The following is a 16,558-nucleotide window of genomic DNA, read 5'->3' as shown; positions in this document are numbered from 1 at the left end:
GGCGGCCGCCGTGGCCGGAGCCTCCCACGCCAACACCACCGAGCACACCGGTATGTACTCGCGCTCCTTCGCCGACCTCGACGGCCACCTGTGGGAGTTCCTGTACATGGACGAGACCGCCACGATCTCGTGAGCGCCAGCACGAACGGCGACAACGCGCCGGACGAGATCCCCGTTCCCGGAGACGGGCTGGAACCGCCTGGGGTCCGAGAGGAGGAGGAGTCGCGTCGCTTCGTCGAGGCGCGACGCGACTCCCCGACGGTGCCGCTGGCCGAGGTCCTGGCGGAGACGCGGGGGCGGGAGGAGTGGGTACCCGCCGGCGGGCGGTACGCGCGCACCGGACGCCGTCGCGGTCAGCGCCAGCCGTCGCGCCCGTACCGGACCTCGCCGTCGCGCAGGACGGCGCGGACGTTCGCCTCCGGGGAAGCGAGGACCGTGATGTCGGCGAGCGGGTCGCCGTCGACCACCACCAGGTCGGCGCGCGCACCGTCGCGCAGGGTGCCGATGGTCCCCTCCAGCCCCAGGAGCCGTGCGGCGTTGACAGTGGCCGCCCGCACGACGTCCACCGCGGGCTGGACCCGGCCGCGGATGGTGAACTCCTCACTCTGGCGGTCCTGCATCCCGCCGAGCAGGTCGCTGCCGAAGACCAGGTTCACCCCGGCCTCGTGAGCCATGCGGAGGGCGTCCAGACCCCGGTTGAGCACGGTGTCGACCTTGGCCTGGCTGGCCGGGGGCAGACCGTTGCGGGCGCCCTGTCGGGACAGCTCCTGGTAGGTGACCAGGGTGGGCACGAGGTGGGCGTCGTGCTCCAGGAACAGCTCGATGCTGCTCTCGTCGATGAGGTTGCCGTGCTCGATGCAGCGCACGCCGAGCCGGAGCCCCCGGTTGACGGCGCGGGCGGTGTAGGCGTGGCCGGTGACGTAGCGGTTGGCCGCCTCGGCCTCCTCCACCACGGCCCGGATCTCGTCCTCGGAGGACTGGGTGGAGTCGATGCGGTCGGTGGGGGAGGCCACCCCGCCCGAGAGCATGATCTTGAGGTGGTGGGCGCCGGTACGCAGCTGCTCACGGGCCGCGCGGCGGAACTCCACGGGGCCGTCGCAGACCACGCCCGCACCGGGGCAGCAGGCGTGGGTGTCGTTGCCCTGGCGCCCGGGGGCGCGGAAGTCGCCGTGGCCCCCGGTCTGCGACAGCGCCTTGCCGCCGAACATGAGCCGGGGGCCGTCGACGAGTCCCTCGTCCACGGCCCGGGCCAGCCCCCAGTCCCCTCCGGCCACGTCGCGGACGGTGGTGAAACCGCGCCTGAGCATGGCGTTGAGGGAACGGGCCGCGTAGGTGGCGACGTATGAGGGGGACTCGTCCATGGCGGCGCCGAGGTCGGCGCTGAAGGCGGTCGGGTGCACGTGGGCGTCGATGAGGCCCGGCATGAGGGTGGCCCCCGCCAGGTCGACCACCTCGACCGCGTCGCCGGTCTCCGGGGCCGGTCCCCGTCCGCTTCCGGCGATGAGCCCGTCCTCCACCAGGAGCCAGGAGTCCGGTGTGCGGGTCCCCGCCTCGGGGTCGAGCAGTCCGGCTCCCACGAAGAGAACCGTCGGGTGGGGCTGGCGGGTCATGAGTACCTCCGGTGGGACGGGACGGCGTGTGAGCCACGCCCTGTTTGCAATATACGTTGCATCAGCTGTGAGCGCACTCCCGGGGAGTGGTATCGCTGGGGAGGCGCCGAGGCCGGGAGCGTTCCGGCGGCGCCGCACCGGACGGAGGGGTGATGGCGGACTGGATGGAGACCGCGCTCGGCGGCGGGCGCCTCGGCCGCGCGGCCGAACGCGTGGTCAGGGTGTTGCGGGACGAACCGAAGTTCGCCTCCTACGCGAGCACGGCGGAACTCGCCGACCGGTCGGGGGTCAACGTCGCCACGGTGGTCCGGGCCGCGCAGGCCCTGGGGTTCAGCGGCTGGCCCGCGCTGCGCGTCGAACTGCGCTCGCGCTACCTGGCCTCGCTCAGCGCGGGGGAGGTCCTCGCCGAGCACGCCGGTTCCGACTCCGACCCGGTCAGGGCCGCGATCCGGGCGGACCGGGAGGGGCTCCGGGACCTGGAGTCGACCCTCGACCCCGGGCGGGTGAGCGCTCTCGCGGAGGCGATCCACGGGGCGCGCAGAACCCTGGTGGTGGGTTCGGGGACCTTCGCGGCGCCGGGCCTGCAACTCGCCCACGCCGCGGGGATCATGGGCTACGACGTGGAACGGTTCGACGTGGGGGGAACCTCCCTGGTCAACGCGTTGGCCCGGATGGGGCCGGAGGACCTGCTGCTGGCCTGTGACCTGTGGCGGCTGCCCACCGCGCTGAGCGCGGCGGTGCGGGTGGCCGGGCGGCGGTCCGTGCCGGTCGCGGTCATCACCGACCGCAGGGACTCCCCGCTGACGGAAGGGGCCGCGCACCTGCTGCTCGTCCCGAGCGAGGGCGTGGGCATGTTCCCCTCGCTGACCCCGGCGATGTCGGTGATCCACGCGGTCCTGGCCGAACTGGCGCGGATCGGGGGCGACGCGGTGCTGCGTGCGGTGCGGGACGCCGAGCGTCTGTGGGGGGAGGCGGAACTCTTCTGAGCGGCGGCGAATGCATGACCTGCGACGACGCGGTTACCTCATTGTGACGCGCTCAGGTCCGCACTGCTTGCAATAAGTGTTGCATTTCACGGGTGGGGCTGCTTACATGGCCCCGTCGGATCACCTCCCGGGGCTGATCCCTCCCGTCCGCATCCTCTGATCCGAACACCGCAGGTGGCCCATGCAGACCATCCATCTCGTGATCCTCGCCGTGTACGTCCTGGCCATGCTGGGGGTCGCCCTCTACTTCCTGCGCTCCGGCAGGCTCCGCGGCGGTGACGACTTCCTCCTCGCCGGACGCAGCCTCCCCCGTCCGGTCATGATCGGCACCATGCTGGTCACCTGGGTCGGGTCGGGCACCATCATCGGCGGGGCCAACTTCGCCTACACCTACGGCCCGATCGCGGGCATGGTCTTCTTCGCGGGGACCCCGGTGGGCATCCTGGTCCTGCTCCTGGCGGCCCGTCGGATCCGGAGGGCCTCGCGGCACACCATCCCCGAACTGCTGGAGGTGCGCTTCGGCATCGGTGTGCGCACCGTCGCCGCCGTGGTCACCACCATCGCCTTCCTGGGCCTGACCGCCTCCCAGTTCGTCGGCGGCGGCTACGTCGTCAGTCTGGTCACCCCGCTGTCCGCCACCCAGGGAACCGTGCTCGTCGCCGTCGTCGTGACGCTCCTGACCGTCAGCGGCGGCCTGTTCTCGGTCGCCTACACCGACTTCTTCTCGGCCATCCTCATCGTGCTCGGCCTGTTCGTGTCGCTGCCGCTGGTGTTCGCCGCGGTGGGCGGACCGGCCGCGTACTGGGAGGGCCTGCCCGAACAGGCCAGGACCTTCAGCGGCGGGCTGACCACACTCCAGCTCCTCGGCTACTTCCTCCCGCTGTTCCTGCTGCTGCTCGCCGACCAGAACATGTACCAGCGGCTCGCGGCGGCCAGGAACGAGCGCGAGGCCCGTTCCTCCACCGTCGGCATGCTGGTGGGCAGCTTCTTCGTCTTCGTCCCCGTCGTGCTGCTCGCCACCGCCGCCGCTGTGCTGATGCCCGGGATCAACGGCGACATGGCGGTCCTGAGCCTGGCCTCCGAGGGCTACCTGCCCGCGGTGCTGGGCGGCCTCATCCTGGGCGGGGCGGTCGCCTTCGTCATCACGACGGGATCGTCGTACATGCTCTCCGGGGCCTCCAACATCGCCTACGACCTGTACGCGAGATTCGTGGGCGACCGCGTGGGGGAGCGCCGCAAGCTCGTGGTCCAGCGCCTGTCGGTACTGGGCATCGCGCTGACGGGGGTCGTGCTGAGCCTGTTCTTCCCGACCGTGCTGGAACTACAGATGTACTCCTACACGATCTACGGCGCCGCGATCACCCCGGTGGTCCTGTCGGTGCTGTTCTGGAAGCGCGCGACCACCCCGGGAGCGGTCGCGGCCCTGGTGGTCGGCGCGGCCACCACCATCGGCTGGCGGATCGCCGGTACCCCGGGCGAGCTCAACGGCGTCATCGTGGCCCTGCCCGCCGCGCTGGTCGCCCTAGTCGTGGTCAGCCTGCTCACGAAGGCGCCCGACCCGGTCCGGATCGACGCGGTCGACGCCTCCGGAGCCGAGGACGGTACCGACGCCGCGACCGACGCCAGGTCCTGACACGGTGCCCGCCGGGCCGTGTCCCGGCGGGCACCCGGCGTCCCGTCGGACGTGCAGGGATGGCGGGGGCGACCGGAGGTGAGCGCGAGGTGCGTCGCGTGACGGACCTGACGGTACTCCCCGGGCTCCCCCTGCCGGGGGAGTCGGTCTCAGATCTCCCAATGGTCGTCAGGGGGGCGGATGATGCTCTCCGCCTCCATGACGACCTCGTCCCTGAGCGTGCGCATGTAGTAGTGCTCGTCCTTCATCAGCCTGAGGCCGTAGAAGAGTTGTTCCTGCCAGGCTTCCTGATCGGCGAGTTCGTCCGGGACGCGGCAGGAACCGCCGGACAGTTCGACGTCGAACTCCCGGAGGGCGCTCTCGTGCTCGCCGCTCTCGGACCTGGCCTGGCCGTGTACGCAGAACTTCCAGCGGTTCATGCCCTGGCTCCGCAGAACGTAGTACTCGGCGTTCCTGCGGTGGAAGTGCAGGGGGAGGCGCACGGCGAACCCGTGGTCGATCCTCCGCCACGGGGGCTCGGGTCCGAAGTGGTGCAGGTCGGAGAACAGGGCTTTGCGCAACTCCGTGTAGGACTGGGCCAACCGGGTGAGGCCGCTGGTCACCGCGACCAGGTCCTGCCTGTTGTCGCACCAGTCGATGTTGGAGCGTCTGCCCTCCCACGCGTCGAGCACCCACTCCTGGAGTTGCTCGTGCAGTTCGCGCGGGAGGGGATAGGCGTCGTCGGTGGTCTCGATGGCGAACCGGACTCCGTCATGGAGTCGCGCGTACCGTTCCTTCAGGTTCATGGGCTCCTTCCCGGGGATCTTCAGCGCTGTGTCCGATGCCGGGTGCGTGCCCTTGGTTCCGAACGGCGGTCAGCACTCGATGACGTTGACGGCGAGGCCTCCGCGACTCGTCTCCTTGTACTTGTCCATCATGTCGCGGCCGGTGTCGCGCATGGTCCTGATGACCTTGTCCAGGGACACGAAGTGGCTGCCGTCCCCGCGCAGCGCGATCCGCGCGGCGCTGATCGCCTTCACCGAGGCCAGCGCGTTGCGCTCGATGCACGGCACCTGCACCAGGCCGCCGATCGGGTCGCACGTCAGCCCCAGGTTGTGCTCCATGGCGATCTCGGCGGCGTTCTCCACCTGGGCGGGGGTGCCGCCCAGCGCCTCGGCCAGGCCGGCGGCGGCCATCGAGGAGGCCGAACCCACCTCGCCCTGGCAGCCCACCTCGGCGCCGGAGATCGACGCGTTCTGCTTGAACAGGATGCCGATCGCACCAGCGGTCAGCAGGAAGCGCACCACGCTCTCGTCGCCCGCGCCCGGGCTGAAGTGCAGGTGGTAGTGGAGCACGGCGGGCACGATGCCCGCGGCCCCGTTGGTCGGCGCGGTCACCACACGCCCGCCCGCGGCGTTCTCCTCGTTCACGGCCAGCGCGTACAGCGTGATCCAGTCACTGCCGCGCATGGGGTCGGAGTCCACGGTCGTCGGCGCCAGCAGCCCCGACTCGTCGCAGGCGCCGCCCAGCTGCCGGTACATGCGGTGCGCCCGCCGCGGCACCCTCAGCCCGCCGGGCAGGCTGCCCTCGGTGGTCACGCCCCGGCGCACGCACTGGCGCATCGCCTCCCAGAGGGTGAGCAGCTCGGCGCGGATCTCCTTCGGGGTGCGCCCGAAGGCCTGCTCGTTGGCGAGCATCACCGCGCTGATCGACATCCCCGTCTCGGCGCAGATCCCCAGCAGCTCCTCGGCGCTGTCGAAGGGATGCGGCAGCACGGTGTCGTCGGCCTTGATCCGGTCGGCGCCCGCCGCCCGCTCGTCCACGACGAACCCGCCGCCCACCGAGTAGTACACCTTCGCGGCCAGCTCGGCCCCCGAGGAGTCCAGCGCCGTGAACCGCATCCCGTTGGGGTGGTCGGGCAGGCTCTCCCGGCGGCGGAAGTCCACGTCCACGGCCGGGTCGAAGGCCACCGGAGGCCCCTCCGGCCCGCCCAGGTACAGGGTCCGCTCCTCGCGCACCCGTCCGACCATGTCGGGCACCGCGTCCACGTCCACGTGTTCGGGGGTGTGCCCCATCAGGCCCAGGACCACGGCGGTGTCGCTCCCGTGTCCCTTGCCGGTGAGCGCCAGGGACCCGTACAGCTCGGCCCGCACACGGGCCACGTCACCGAGCAGGCCCTCCTCACGCAGCCCGGAGGCGAACGTGCGAGCGGCCTTCATCGGCCCGACCGTGTGCGAGCTGGAGGGTCCGATACCGATCTTGAACAGGTCGAACACGCTGATGGCCATGACTGTCCTCCTCGTCGAGTCCAGGGCCCGGGCACGTCCGGGGGCCGTGCGGGGCACGCGGCCCCGCACGGCGGGGCTCTACAGGTTCGGGTAGAGCGGGTGCCTGGCGGTCAGCGCCTGGACCCGGCCGCGCAGCGCGGCCTCGTCGAACTCCGGCTTGAGCACTTCGGCGATGATGTCGGCGACCTCGGCGAAGTCCTCGTCCCCGAGACCGCGCGTGGCCAGCGCCGGGGTGCCGATCCGCAGACCGGAGGTGACCATCGGCGGGCGCGGGTCGTTGGGCACCGCGTTGCGGTTGACCGTGATCCCGATCGAGTGCAGGCGGTCCTCGGCCTCCTGGCCGTTGAGCTCGGAGTCGACCAGGTCCACCAGGACCAGGTGCACGTCCGTGCCCCCGGTGAGCACCTTCACGCCCACCTCGGCCATGTCCGGCCGGGTCAGGCGCTCGGCGAGCAGCCGGGCACCGGAGACCGTCCGGCGCTGGCGGTCGGCGAACTCCTCGCCCGCCGCGACCTTGAGGGCCACCGCCTTGGCGGCGATCACGTGCTCCAGCGGCCCGCCCTGCATGCCGGGGAACACCGCCGAGTTGATCTTCTTGCCCAGCTCGGCCCTGGCCATGATCAGGCCGCCGCGCGGGCCGCCCAGGGTCTTGTGGGTGGTCGTGGTGACCACGTCGGCGTGCGGTACCGGGTTGGGGTGCAGCCCGGCCGCGACCAGACCGGCGAAGTGCGCCATGTCCACCATCAGCAGGGCACCGACCGAGTCGGCGATCTTGCGGAAGCGGGCGAAGTCCAGCTGACGCGGGTAGGCCGACCATCCGGCGACGATCATCTTGGGGCGGTGCTCCTCGGCGAGCGCCTCGACCTCGTCGTAGTCGACGGTGCCGTCCTCGTCACGCACGTGGTAGGCCACCGCGTTGAGGATCTTGCCGGAGTAGTTGATCTTCATACCGTGGGTCAGGTGGCCGCCGTGGGCCAGGTCCAGGCCCAGGATGGTGTCGCCCGGCTTGAGCAGCGCGAAGTACACGGCCGTGTTGGCCTGCGCGCCCGAGTGCGGCTGCACGTTCGCGTGTTCGGCGCCGAACAGTGCCTTGGCGCGGTCGATGGCGAGTTGCTCGACGACGTCGACGTGTTCGCNTTCCCCCCCGCCGTAGTAGCGGCGGCCGGGGTAGCCCTCCGCGTACTTGTTGGTCAGGACGGTGCCCTGCGCCTCGATGACCGCCTGCGGCGCGAAGTTCTCCGAGGCGATCATCTCCAGGGTGTCGCGCTGGCGGGCCAGCTCCGCGTCGACCGCGGCCGACACCTCGGGGTCCAGTTCGCCCAGCGTCTTGTTGAGCGTGTTGTCAGTAGCCATCGGGGGCCTACTCCTCGCCTTCGGTCAGCTTGGTGTACTCCTCGGCGGAGAGCAGATCGGTGGGCTCCTCGGAGATCCGGGCCCTGAACAGCCACCCGTCCTCGAAGGGCGAGGAGTTGACCATCTCGGGTTCGTTCTCGAGGGCCTCGTTGACCTCGACGACCTCGCCGCTCACCGGTGAGTAGACGTCGCTGACGGACTTGGTGGACTCCACCTCGCCGCACGTCTCGTCCGCGGACACCTCGCCGCCGACCTCGGGCAACTCGACGTAGACGATGTCGCCCAGGGACTCGGCCGCGAACGAGGTGATCCCGACGGTGGCGATCCCGTCCTCGATCACGACCCACTCGTGTTTGGCGGTGTAACCCAGCTCCGTGGGAACGCTCACTTCAACTCTCCTTGGAGGTGTTCCATTTTCCTGCCGCGCGCCCGTACGGTTGCCCGGCCCGGCCTACGCCCGGTCACGCCGCGTCCGTGCGGGTCCCCGTTCGGGGATCCCGCCGTGCGGGGCGTGGGGTCTTCGGGATGTGAGGACCCCGCTCCTACGACTGCCGCTTGTAGAACGGCAGCTCGACCACGTCGACGTCCTCGCCCCGCCCGCGCACGTCCACGGTGAACGCGCCGGTCGTGGTGTCGAGGTCGCCGTCCACGTAGGCCATGGCGATGGGGCGGCCCAGGGTGGGAGAGGGCGCGCCGCTGGTGATGGTTCCGACGGAGGTGCCGTCACGCAGCACGTCCTGGCCCCTGCGCAGCGGGCGGCGTCCGCGCGCGACGAGGCCGATGAGGCGGCGGGGACGGGAGGTACGGGAAGCCTCCTCCAGGGCGGCACGGCCCACGAAGTCGCCCTTGTCGAACTTGACGACCCGGCCCAGACCGGCGTCGAAGGGGGTGAGCTCGGCGGTCAGCTCCTGCCCGTACAGCGGCATCCCGGCCTCCATGCGCAGGGTGTCGCGGGCGGAGAGACCGGCGGGGGCCAGACCGTGCTTCTCACCCTCGGCCATGAGGGCCTCCCACACACGGGGAGCCCGCTCGGCGGGCCGGACGAAGATCTCGAAGCCGTCCTCGCCGGTGTAGCCGGTGCGGGCCAGCAGGACGGGCTCACCGGCGACGGTGTGCTCGTATCCGGCGTAGTAGCGGATGTCGTCCAGGTGCGCGTCGGTCAGCGGTGCCAGGACGTCCACGGCGCTCGGGCCCTGGACGGCGATCAGCGCGTGGTCGGCCGACTCGTCGGTCACCTCGACGTCGAAGCCCGCGGCACGCTCGACCAGGGCGGAGGAGACGACCGCCGCGTTGGCGGCGTTGGCCACGACGAGGTACTCGTCCTCACGCAGGCGGTAGACGATGAGGTCGTCCAGGACCCCGCCGTCCTCGGCGGTGATCATGGTGTACCGGGCGCGGCCCACCTTGACCTTGGACAGGTGTCCGACCATCGCGTGGTCGAGGGCGTCGGCGGCCTGCGGTCCGGTCAGCCGGATCTCCCCCATGTGGGAGAGGTCGAAGATGCCTGCGGCGTGGCGTACCGCCCTGTGCTCGGCGCTCTCGCTGCCGTAACGCAGCGGCATGAGCCATCCGGCGAAGTCGACGAGGGTGGCGCCGGCCTTCTCGTGGATCTCGCGCAGCGCTGTGGCGCGCGGCGCGGACGCGGGCTCTGACATGGGCACTCCCGAGAGGATGGGCGTCGTGACGTGCGTGGCGTTGCCATCCTCCCCCTCTGTCATCGGCGCCTGAGAGCTTCGCCACGCGCTCGGCGTGGCTTGCACCTTCGGCGAGGGACGCCTGTCCCTGCTTTCCAGAGTGGTCTCGCCCGTACGGTCCGCTGTGCCTGAGAGGTTGTCTTCGGGGAGGAATTGCTCCTTCGGCGACCCGCGCTGGATACGCGGGCACTCTCCCGTACGGGGTCAGCAACACGTTCAGCCTAGCAGCGGCTCCACACGGCCCCCAAGGGTGCCCGGCGCGGAGGAGGGCTCCCCGCCGTGCCCGACACTCCGTCCGCCTCCACCCGGTGAGGGGAGGCGGACATTAGCGTGTGCCGGGAACCGATCCCTGGGGGAGCGCGGATGGGAACCGACACCGGGAGGGCGGTGCGCGGTGTGTCCGCGCTCGCCGCCGGATGCGTCCTGGCCCTGGTCACGGGCACGGGGTGCGCCGTGGGGGACGGCGGCCCGGGCGGGCCCGCCGAGGGCGGTGCGGACACCGGCCCCCCGCCCCTGGTGCGGGGCGACGTGGCCGCGGTGGAGCGCGCGGACCTGGAGGCGGTGTTCACCGACGCGGGGATCGGGGGCACCTTCGTGCTCCACGACGCGCGCGCGAACACGGTGACCGTGGTCGGCCCGGAGGAGGCGCGTGAGCGCGCGGTGCCCGGGTCCACCTTCCGGATCCCGCACACCCTGATCGGGTTGCAGACGGGCACGGTCGAGGACGTGGACGAGGTTCTGCCGGGCGCCTCCCCGCGGGCCGCCGGACGGGAGCGGGCCACGACCCTGCGCGACGCCTTCCCCGACGAGAGCCCGCGCGCCTACCGGGAACTGGCACGCGGAATCGGACACGACCGGTTGGCGGCCTGGGTGGACCTGTTGGACTACGGCAACCGGTCGGTGGGCGGCGCGGACGCGATGGACCGGTTCTGGTCGGAGGGACCACTGGAGATCTCCGCCATGGAACAGGCCCTCTTCCTGGCACGCCTGGCCCGCACCGAACTTCCCGCCGACACCGGGCACCAGCGGGCGCTCCACGAGATCGCCACCGTGGAGGAGGGCGACGGCCACACCCTGTACGCGGTGGCCGGTACGGGCGCCGATCCGGCGCCGGGGTGGTGGGTCGGCTGGGTCGAGTACGGCGAGGAACTGCACGCGTTCGCGCTGCGCGTCGAACCGGGACGGGACGCGGGGACGGAGGAGGGAGGGACCGGTCCGCGGGCGGAGCTGGGACGCGAGCTGCTCGTGGAGCTGGCGGCCCTGCCCCCGGAGGCCGCCGCGGGGTGAGCGCCGCCCTCCCGCCGGGGTCTCCCGGTACCGCGCCGTGTCGACCACCGCGTTTCCGGTGAGAACCCAGGAGTGGGCCACGAACGCCGTCGAGGCACCGGGGAGGAACGATGGGCAACGCGGGACCGACCGGAGGAGGGGCACCGGAGCCCGGGGCGAGGACGGTCGTGGTCCGGGGCGGGACCGTGTTCGACGGGACCGGCGCCGCACCGCGCCCCGACTGGGTGGTCGTGGCGCGCGACGGCCGGATCGACTGGACGGGACCCGCCGCGGACGCCCCGACGGTCAGCGGGCCGCACCGCGAGATCGACGCCGCCGGCGGCACCGTCCTGCCCGGGTTCGTCGACGCCCACGTGCACCTGGTCATGTCCGGCGACGGCATGAACCCGGCCCGCCTGCTGGACCAGCCACCGCACTACGGGTACTACGCGGCGATCCCGCGTCTGCGCGCCACCCTCGACGCGGGGGTCACCACCGTGCGCGACCTCGCGGGAGCCGACCAGGCGATCGCGCTCGCCGTGGACGAGGGGATCGTCCCCGGGCCCCGGATCGTCCCCGCGTGCCTGGCGCTGGGACCGACCGGGGGTCACGGTGACTTCCGTACGGCCTGCGGGTTCGACTACGGCGCCGTCCAGGGCCCGAGCGGGGCGGTCTCCCTGCTCACCGACGGTACGGACGAGGCGCTGCGCAACACCCGCGAGGTCATGCGCATGGGCGCGCGGGTCGTCAAGGTCATGGCCAGCGGCGGGGTGTGGAGTCCACGGGACACCCCCTGGGACGACGGCCTCAGCGCCGAGGAGATGACCGTGGTCGTCCGCGAGGCGGCCGCCCGCGGCGTGCCCGTGGCCGCGCACGCCCAGAACGCGGGCAGCATCCGCAACGCGCTGGCCGCCGGTGTGGCCAGCGTCGAGCACGGTTACGAGATCGACGAACGCGGGATCGACATGATGGGGGAGAGCGGCGCCTTCCTGGTGCCCACGCTGACCACGGCCACCACCCCGCCCGACCCCGCGAGGTCCGCCGCCTACGCCGTAGCCAAGAAGCTACGGCTCCAGGAACGCCTGAGCACGCACGTGTCCGCGGCCCTGCGCGCCGGGGTGAGGGTGGCCCTGGGCACCGACTCCGGGGTCTGCCAGCACGGGCGCAACCTGCGGGAACTCCCCCTGCTCGTGGAGCACGGCCTGAGCCCTGAGGCCGCCCTGCTCGCCGGGACACGGGACGCCGCCCAGCTCCTGGGGCTGGCCGACGAGATCGGCACGCTGGAGGTCGGCAAGCGCGCCGACGTCGTCGTCTGCGCCGGGGACCCCCTCGCCGACGTCGCGGTCGCCGCCGACCCCGGAAACATCACCGCGGTGGTCCGGGACGGCGTCGTGCACAAGGACACCCGAGGCGCGGGCGCCCGGGCCTGAACCGGCGGCCGCCCGGACGCTCCGCGCGGTCCGCCGCCGTGCCCCGGCACGGGTGGAGACTGGGGACATGGACGGTGAGGACGGCCGCGGCGGGGCGGCTCTGCGCACGGTGGACGTCGCACGGCGCTCCGGCTACTCGACGCAGCAGGTGAGGAACCTGGAGAGGGCCGGTGTGCTCACGCCCGCGCCGCGCACCGGGTCGGGCTACCGGACCTACACCCGCGCCCACGTGCGGGCCGCGCTCGCCTACCGCGCCCTCGCGGAGGGCGTCGGCCCCGTCGAGGCGCGGGAGATACTGCGCGCCGCGCACCGGGACCCGACCCCCGACCTGCTCGCACGCCTGGACGCCGCGCACGCCCGGTTGCACGCCGAGCGCCGGGACCTCGCACTGGCGAGGCGGGCGGCCGAAGCGATCGCCGGGGAACCGATCGGGGACACCCGTCCCTCCGACGCGATGCGCGTCTCCGAACTCGCGGACGCACTCGGCGTCCGGCCCTCGACACTGCGCCACTGGGACGCCGAGGGGCTCGTGGTACCCCGCCGGTCCGCCAGGGGCGGAGCGCGCACGTACGCGCCGGACGACGTGCGGGACGCACGCATCGTGCACCAGTTGCGCATGGCCGGTTACCGGATCGACTCGCTCCGGGGCCTCATGCCCCAACTGCGCACCGGGCGTGGATGGGAGGACGTCCTCGGCGCGCTGGACGCCCGCGACGCCAGCGTCACCGCCCGGTCGCGCGCCCTCCTCCGGGGCGCCGCCGCGCTCAGCGCCGTGGTCGACGCCGGAGAGGGCGCCCTCCCGTGATCCGCGTCAGGCCGCGTTCTTGCGGCGCTGGCGAACGGCCTCGGCCAGGTGGGACAGCACCTCGCCGGTGGTCTCCCAGCCCATGCACTTGTCGGTGATCGACTGGCCGTAGGTCAGGGCGGCGGGGTCGCCCAGCTTCTGGGCTCCCTCCACGAGGAAGCTCTCCAGCATCACGCCGACGATGCCCCTCTGGCCCTCGGCGATCTGCGCGGCGATCGAGGCGGCCACACCGGGCTGGCGGGTGTGGTCCTTGCCGCTGTTGGCGTGGCTGGCGTCGATCATCAGGCGGCGGGGCAGACCGGCGCCCTCGATGACCCCCAGGGCGGCGTTGACCGGCTCGGCCCCGAAGTTGGGACCGCTGCGGCCGCCGCGCAGGATGACGTGGCAGTCCGGGTTGCCGTCGGTGACGACCACCGAACCGGCGCCGGCCGGGTCGATCCCGAAGAAGGTGTGCGAGGCGGCGGCGGCGCCGACGGCGTCCACGGCCACCTGGACGTCGCCGTCGGTGCCGTTCTTGAAGCCCACGGGCGTGCTCAGGCCGCTGCTCAGCTGGCGGTGCACCTGGCTCTCGGTGGTACGCGCCCCGATCGCGCCCCAGGAGACGACGTCGGCGATGTACTGGGGGGTGATCGGGTCCAGGAACTCGGTTCCGGCGGGCAGCCCGAGCGAGTTGATGTCCAGCAGCAGCTTGCGCGCGGTGCGCAGGCCGCGGTGCACGTCGTAGGTGTCGTCCAGGCCGGGGTCGTTGATCAGGCCCTTCCACCCGACGGTGGTACGCGGCTTCTCGAAGTACACGCGCATCACGACGCACAGCTCGTCACGCAGGGAGGGCACCAGCTCGGCCAGGCGTCGGGCGTAGTCCATGGCGGACTCGGTGTCGTGCACCGAGCAGGGGCCCACGACGACCAGCAGGCGGTCGTCGTCTCCGTCCAGCACCCGCTTGACCTCGGCGCGTGAGTCCTCCACCAGCGCGCTGCGCTCGGGGCCCAGCGGAAGCTCGGCCAGCAGGTCCCGGGGGGCGATCAGCGGCTTGTAACTGGCCACCCGTGTGTCGTTCGTGCTCGGCATGGTGTTCCCCTCGGGTTCCCGTCCGTCGTTTTTCGCTGTCGCCGTGAAAGCTGTCCCAAAACACTAGCGCGGCAGGATCAGCGAGAAGCGGTCGCGTCGGCTGGAACGGTTCGCGTGACAGAAAACACCACACCGGTTCGGGCGCCGAAAAGCGTCTCATTTCGTGAGACGGTATTTCTCCGGCCCCGTGCCAATTCCCGTGGGAGCCGTCTCCGCGGCGCCGGGGAGGGTCACTCCCCCAGGCCCGGGAGATCCTCCTCCCAGTACTCGCGCGGGTTGCGCGTACCGTCGGTGACCGTGCCGCGCTCGGTCTCGGCCTCGCGCAGCCGCACACGACGGATCTTACCGGAGACGGTTTTGGGGAGCTCGGCGAACTCCAGGCGGCGCACCCTCCTGTACGGCGACAGGCGCTCGCGGGCGTGGGCCAGGATCGACCGCGCGGTCTCGGCGTCGGGGGGCACGCCCTCGGCCAGGGCCACGTACGCCTTGACCACCGCCAGGCGCAGCGGATCGGGAGAGGGAACGACGGCGGCCTCGGCCACGTATTCGTGCTCGACCAGAACGCTTTCCAGCTCGAATGGTGAGATCCGGTAATCTGAGGCTTTGAACACATCGTCGGATCGCCCGATATAGGTAATGTAACCGTTCGAATCCCGACTGGCGATGTCACCGGTGCGGTAGCGGCCCCCGCTGGTCACCCTGTGGGTGAGGTCGGAGCTGTCCGCGTAGCACTCCATCATCCCCACCGGGTCATCGGTCAGGTCCACGCAGATCCGCCCGGTGTCGGACGGTTCGTCGGTGGCAGGATCCGCCAGCACGATGTCGTAGCCCGGCAGCTCCCGCCCCATCGACCCCGGCACCACCTCCTGGCCGGGACCGTTGCCCAGGAGCATGGTCGTCTCGGTCTGCCCGAACCCGTCGCGGACGGTCACGCCCCACGCCTCGCGGACACGGTCGACCACCTCGGGGTTGAGCGGTTCCCCGGAGGCCACCGCCTCGCGCAGCCCCACGTCCCACGAGGCCGGACCGGCCTGGAGGAGCATCCGCCACACCGTCGGCGACGCGCACAGGGTGTCCACCCCACAGTGCACGACCTCGTCCAGCAACCGCGCCGCGTCGAACCGCTCCTGGTTGACCACCAGCACCGTCGCCTCGGCGTTCCACGGCGCGAACACGCTGCCGTAGGCGTGCTTGGCCCACCCGGGCGCGGACACGTTCAGGTGGACGTCGCCGGGCTGGACCCCCAGCCAGTACATGGTCGACAGGTGCCCCACCGGGTACGAGCGCTGGGTGTGGACGACCAGCTTGGGCCGGGACGTGGTTCCGGAGGTGAAGTACAGCAGCAGGGGATCGTCGGGGTGGGTGGGTTGCGGGGGGCGGAAGTCCAGTCCGGCGTGCTCGGAGTCGGCGTAGTTCAGCCATCCCTCGACGTAGCCCGTGCAGATGCGGGCCCAGTGTCCCCGCAGCTCGGTGAACTTCGCGGTCTCGGCCGCAGAGCACACCACGTGCGCGATGTCGCCGTACTCCAACCAGTCCAGCAGGTCGCTCTCGGACAGGGCGGTGGCGGTGGGGACGACCACGGCGCCGAGCTTGGTCGCGGCCAGCAGGGTCTCCCACAGCTCCACCTGGTTGCCGAGCATCAGCATGATCCGGTCGCCCGCACGCACGCCCTGGTTGTGCAACCAGTTCGCCACCTGGCTGGAGCGTTCCGACATCCGCCGGTAGGTGTGCTTGGCCTGGCTGCCGTCGTCCTCCACGATCCACAGCGCCGTCCGGTCCGGACGGCGCTGGGCGACCTCGTCGAAGTAGTCCAGCGCCCAGTTGAACTGCTCCGGTCGGGGCCAGGTGAACTCCCTGTGCGCCGTCTCCTGGTCCTCGCGGTGCCTCAGGAGAAGGTCCCGGGCGGCACGGAACTCCGCCGCGCCCTCGGCTGCCGTCTGTTTCGACATCTCTGGCGACCTCCGGTTCAGGGGGCGGGACGCCGACCGCGCCGTCCGCCGACTCCGCCCGGCGGGGCGGTGGAACGCGTGTGCCCCGCTGTTCCTACCCGGGATGCGCCGCACCGACGCTTGGGGCCCGTTGTTTGGACGGGTCCTTGACCTCGGGGATCTTCGGGGTGCCCGAACAGGGCGGGCGCCGCGCGTGCCGTCCGTCGGGACGTCGGGCGGGCGGCGAAGCGGTGGTCCCGGGGAACGCAGCCCCGCCCGACGCGGGTCCCCGGTGCCGCGGTCCGGGGGCGGTGACCGCATACGGCCCCGCACCAAAGGTCCGACTGGCCCTAGGATGGGTTGGTATGGAGGAACTGCGTGGGCATCACGGCACCTGGCGGATCGACGACGAGACGATCCGTATCCGCTTCGACTCCGGTCGCAAGGTGCCCGCCCTGTTCAGGTCACTGGGCGGCTGCTCGGTTCCGCTGGCCGCGGTCCGTGAGGTCGACTTCGAC

At 71.9% G+C, this 16,558-nt stretch carries 14 protein-coding genes and 1 riboswitch; of the genes, 6 read left to right on the top strand and 8 right to left on the bottom strand.

All coding sequences use genetic code 11. The annotated features are described in order from the left end of the window. Positions 1–353 precede the first annotated feature (353 nt). Positions 354–1,610, bottom strand: a complete 1,257-nt coding sequence (locus D455_RS0107305) for a metal-dependent hydrolase family protein (protein ID WP_017570093.1) — start codon at positions 1,608–1,610, stop codon at positions 354–356. Positions 1,611–1,762: 152 nt separating this feature from the next. On the opposite strand from D455_RS0107305, the gene D455_RS0107300 reads away from it, so the two are divergent. Both D455_RS0107300 and D455_RS0107295 read left to right on the top strand, forming a co-directional pair. After that, on the top strand, positions 1,763–2,596 hold the full coding sequence (locus tag D455_RS0107300) for a MurR/RpiR family transcriptional regulator (protein WP_017570092.1): 834 nt from the start codon (positions 1,763–1,765) through the stop codon (positions 2,594–2,596). Positions 2,597–2,777: 181 nt separating this feature from the next. Continuing rightward, entirely contained in the window at positions 2,778–4,229 is a 1,452-nt protein-coding gene (locus tag D455_RS0107295; protein ID WP_017570091.1) for a sodium:solute symporter family protein, read from the top strand. A gap of 149 nt (positions 4,230–4,378) precedes the next feature. Here D455_RS0107295 and D455_RS0107290 read toward each other — a convergent pair whose 3' ends face one another. From D455_RS0107290 to gcvT, 5 genes are all read right to left on the bottom strand, one after another. Continuing rightward, entirely contained in the window at positions 4,379–5,014 is a 636-nt protein-coding gene (locus D455_RS0107290) for a hypothetical protein (protein ID WP_017570090.1), read from the bottom strand. A gap of 69 nt (positions 5,015–5,083) precedes the next feature. Continuing rightward, on the bottom strand, positions 5,084–6,496 hold the full coding sequence (locus D455_RS0107285) for an L-serine ammonia-lyase (RefSeq protein ID WP_017570089.1): 1,413 nt from the start codon (positions 6,494–6,496) through the stop codon (positions 5,084–5,086). Between the two features lie 78 nt (positions 6,497–6,574). Continuing rightward, entirely contained in the window at positions 6,575–7,849 is a 1,275-nt protein-coding gene (locus tag D455_RS0107280; protein WP_017570088.1) for a serine hydroxymethyltransferase, read from the bottom strand. A gap of 7 nt (positions 7,850–7,856) precedes the next feature. After that, positions 7,857–8,237, bottom strand: a complete 381-nt coding sequence (gene gcvH / locus D455_RS0107275; protein WP_017570087.1) for a glycine cleavage system protein GcvH — start codon at positions 8,235–8,237, stop codon at positions 7,857–7,859. Between the two features lie 154 nt (positions 8,238–8,391). Further along, entirely contained in the window at positions 8,392–9,504 is a 1,113-nt protein-coding gene (gcvT, locus tag D455_RS0107270) for a glycine cleavage system aminomethyltransferase GcvT (RefSeq protein WP_017570086.1), read from the bottom strand. 144 nt (positions 9,505–9,648) lie between these two features. Then, a riboswitch (glycine riboswitch) is annotated at positions 9,649–9,750 on the bottom strand. A 156-nt stretch (positions 9,751–9,906) separates the two neighbouring features. Between gcvT and D455_RS0107265 the strand changes: the two genes are divergently transcribed. The 3 genes from D455_RS0107265 to D455_RS0107255 all read left to right on the top strand — a co-directional run bounded on the left by D455_RS0107265 (position 9,907) and on the right by D455_RS0107255 (position 13,044). Next, positions 9,907–10,830, top strand: a complete 924-nt coding sequence (locus tag D455_RS0107265) for a penicillin-binding transpeptidase domain-containing protein (protein WP_017570085.1) — start codon at positions 9,907–9,909, stop codon at positions 10,828–10,830. A 110-nt stretch (positions 10,831–10,940) separates the two neighbouring features. Continuing rightward, on the top strand, positions 10,941–12,239 hold the full coding sequence (locus D455_RS0107260) for a metal-dependent hydrolase family protein (RefSeq protein WP_017570084.1): 1,299 nt from the start codon (positions 10,941–10,943) through the stop codon (positions 12,237–12,239). Between the two features lie 67 nt (positions 12,240–12,306). Continuing rightward, positions 12,307–13,044, top strand: coding sequence for a MerR family transcriptional regulator (locus D455_RS0107255; protein WP_017570083.1), 738 nt, complete (start codon positions 12,307–12,309; stop codon positions 13,042–13,044). Positions 13,045–13,050: 6 nt separating this feature from the next. On the opposite strand, the gene D455_RS0107250 is transcribed toward D455_RS0107255, so the two are convergent. Together D455_RS0107250 and D455_RS0107245 are read right to left on the bottom strand one after the other, a co-directional pair. Next, complete coding sequence (locus D455_RS0107250) at positions 13,051–14,112, bottom strand: 3-deoxy-7-phosphoheptulonate synthase (protein ID WP_017570082.1); 1,062 nt, start codon at positions 14,110–14,112, stop codon at positions 13,051–13,053. Positions 14,113–14,342: 230 nt separating this feature from the next. After that, positions 14,343–16,061, bottom strand: a complete 1,719-nt coding sequence (locus tag D455_RS0107245; RefSeq protein ID WP_017570081.1) for an AMP-binding protein — start codon at positions 16,059–16,061, stop codon at positions 14,343–14,345. Between the two features lie 344 nt (positions 16,062–16,405). Here D455_RS0107245 and D455_RS35180 point away from each other — a divergent pair. Further along, the coding region (locus tag D455_RS35180; protein WP_241480194.1) for a DUF4429 domain-containing protein at positions 16,406–16,558 on the top strand (153 nt) is incomplete at its 3' end.

Source organism: Nocardiopsis halotolerans DSM 44410, from assembly GCF_000341065.1.
Classification (GTDB): Bacteria; Actinomycetota; Actinomycetes; order Streptosporangiales; family Streptosporangiaceae; genus Nocardiopsis; species Nocardiopsis halotolerans.
Note: the sequence above shows the minus strand (reverse complement) of the source record. Positions and strands in the feature narration are given on the sequence as shown.

Coding starts and splice junctions, on each gene's coding strand:
- D455_RS0107265 (WP_017570085.1), top strand. CDS start 9,907: ATGGGAACCGACACCGGGAGGGCGGTGCGCGGTGTGTCCGCGCTCGCC.
- D455_RS0107250 (WP_017570082.1), bottom strand. CDS start 14,112: ATGCCGAGCACGAACGACACACGGGTGGCCAGTTACAAGCCGCTGATC.
- D455_RS0107260 (WP_017570084.1), top strand. CDS start 10,941: ATGGGCAACGCGGGACCGACCGGAGGAGGGGCACCGGAGCCCGGGGCG.
- D455_RS0107305 (WP_017570093.1), bottom strand. CDS start 1,610: ATGACCCGCCAGCCCCACCCGACGGTTCTCTTCGTGGGAGCCGGACTG.
- D455_RS0107245 (WP_017570081.1), bottom strand. CDS start 16,061: ATGTCGAAACAGACGGCAGCCGAGGGCGCGGCGGAGTTCCGTGCCGCC.
- D455_RS0107300 (WP_017570092.1), top strand. CDS start 1,763: ATGGCGGACTGGATGGAGACCGCGCTCGGCGGCGGGCGCCTCGGCCGC.
- D455_RS0107295 (WP_017570091.1), top strand. CDS start 2,778: ATGCAGACCATCCATCTCGTGATCCTCGCCGTGTACGTCCTGGCCATG.
- gcvT (WP_017570086.1), bottom strand. CDS start 9,504: ATGTCAGAGCCCGCGTCCGCGCCGCGCGCCACAGCGCTGCGCGAGATC.
- D455_RS0107290 (WP_017570090.1), bottom strand. CDS start 5,014: ATGAACCTGAAGGAACGGTACGCGCGACTCCATGACGGAGTCCGGTTC.
- D455_RS0107285 (WP_017570089.1), bottom strand. CDS start 6,496: ATGGCCATCAGCGTGTTCGACCTGTTCAAGATCGGTATCGGACCCTCC.
- D455_RS0107255 (WP_017570083.1), top strand. CDS start 12,307: ATGGACGGTGAGGACGGCCGCGGCGGGGCGGCTCTGCGCACGGTGGAC.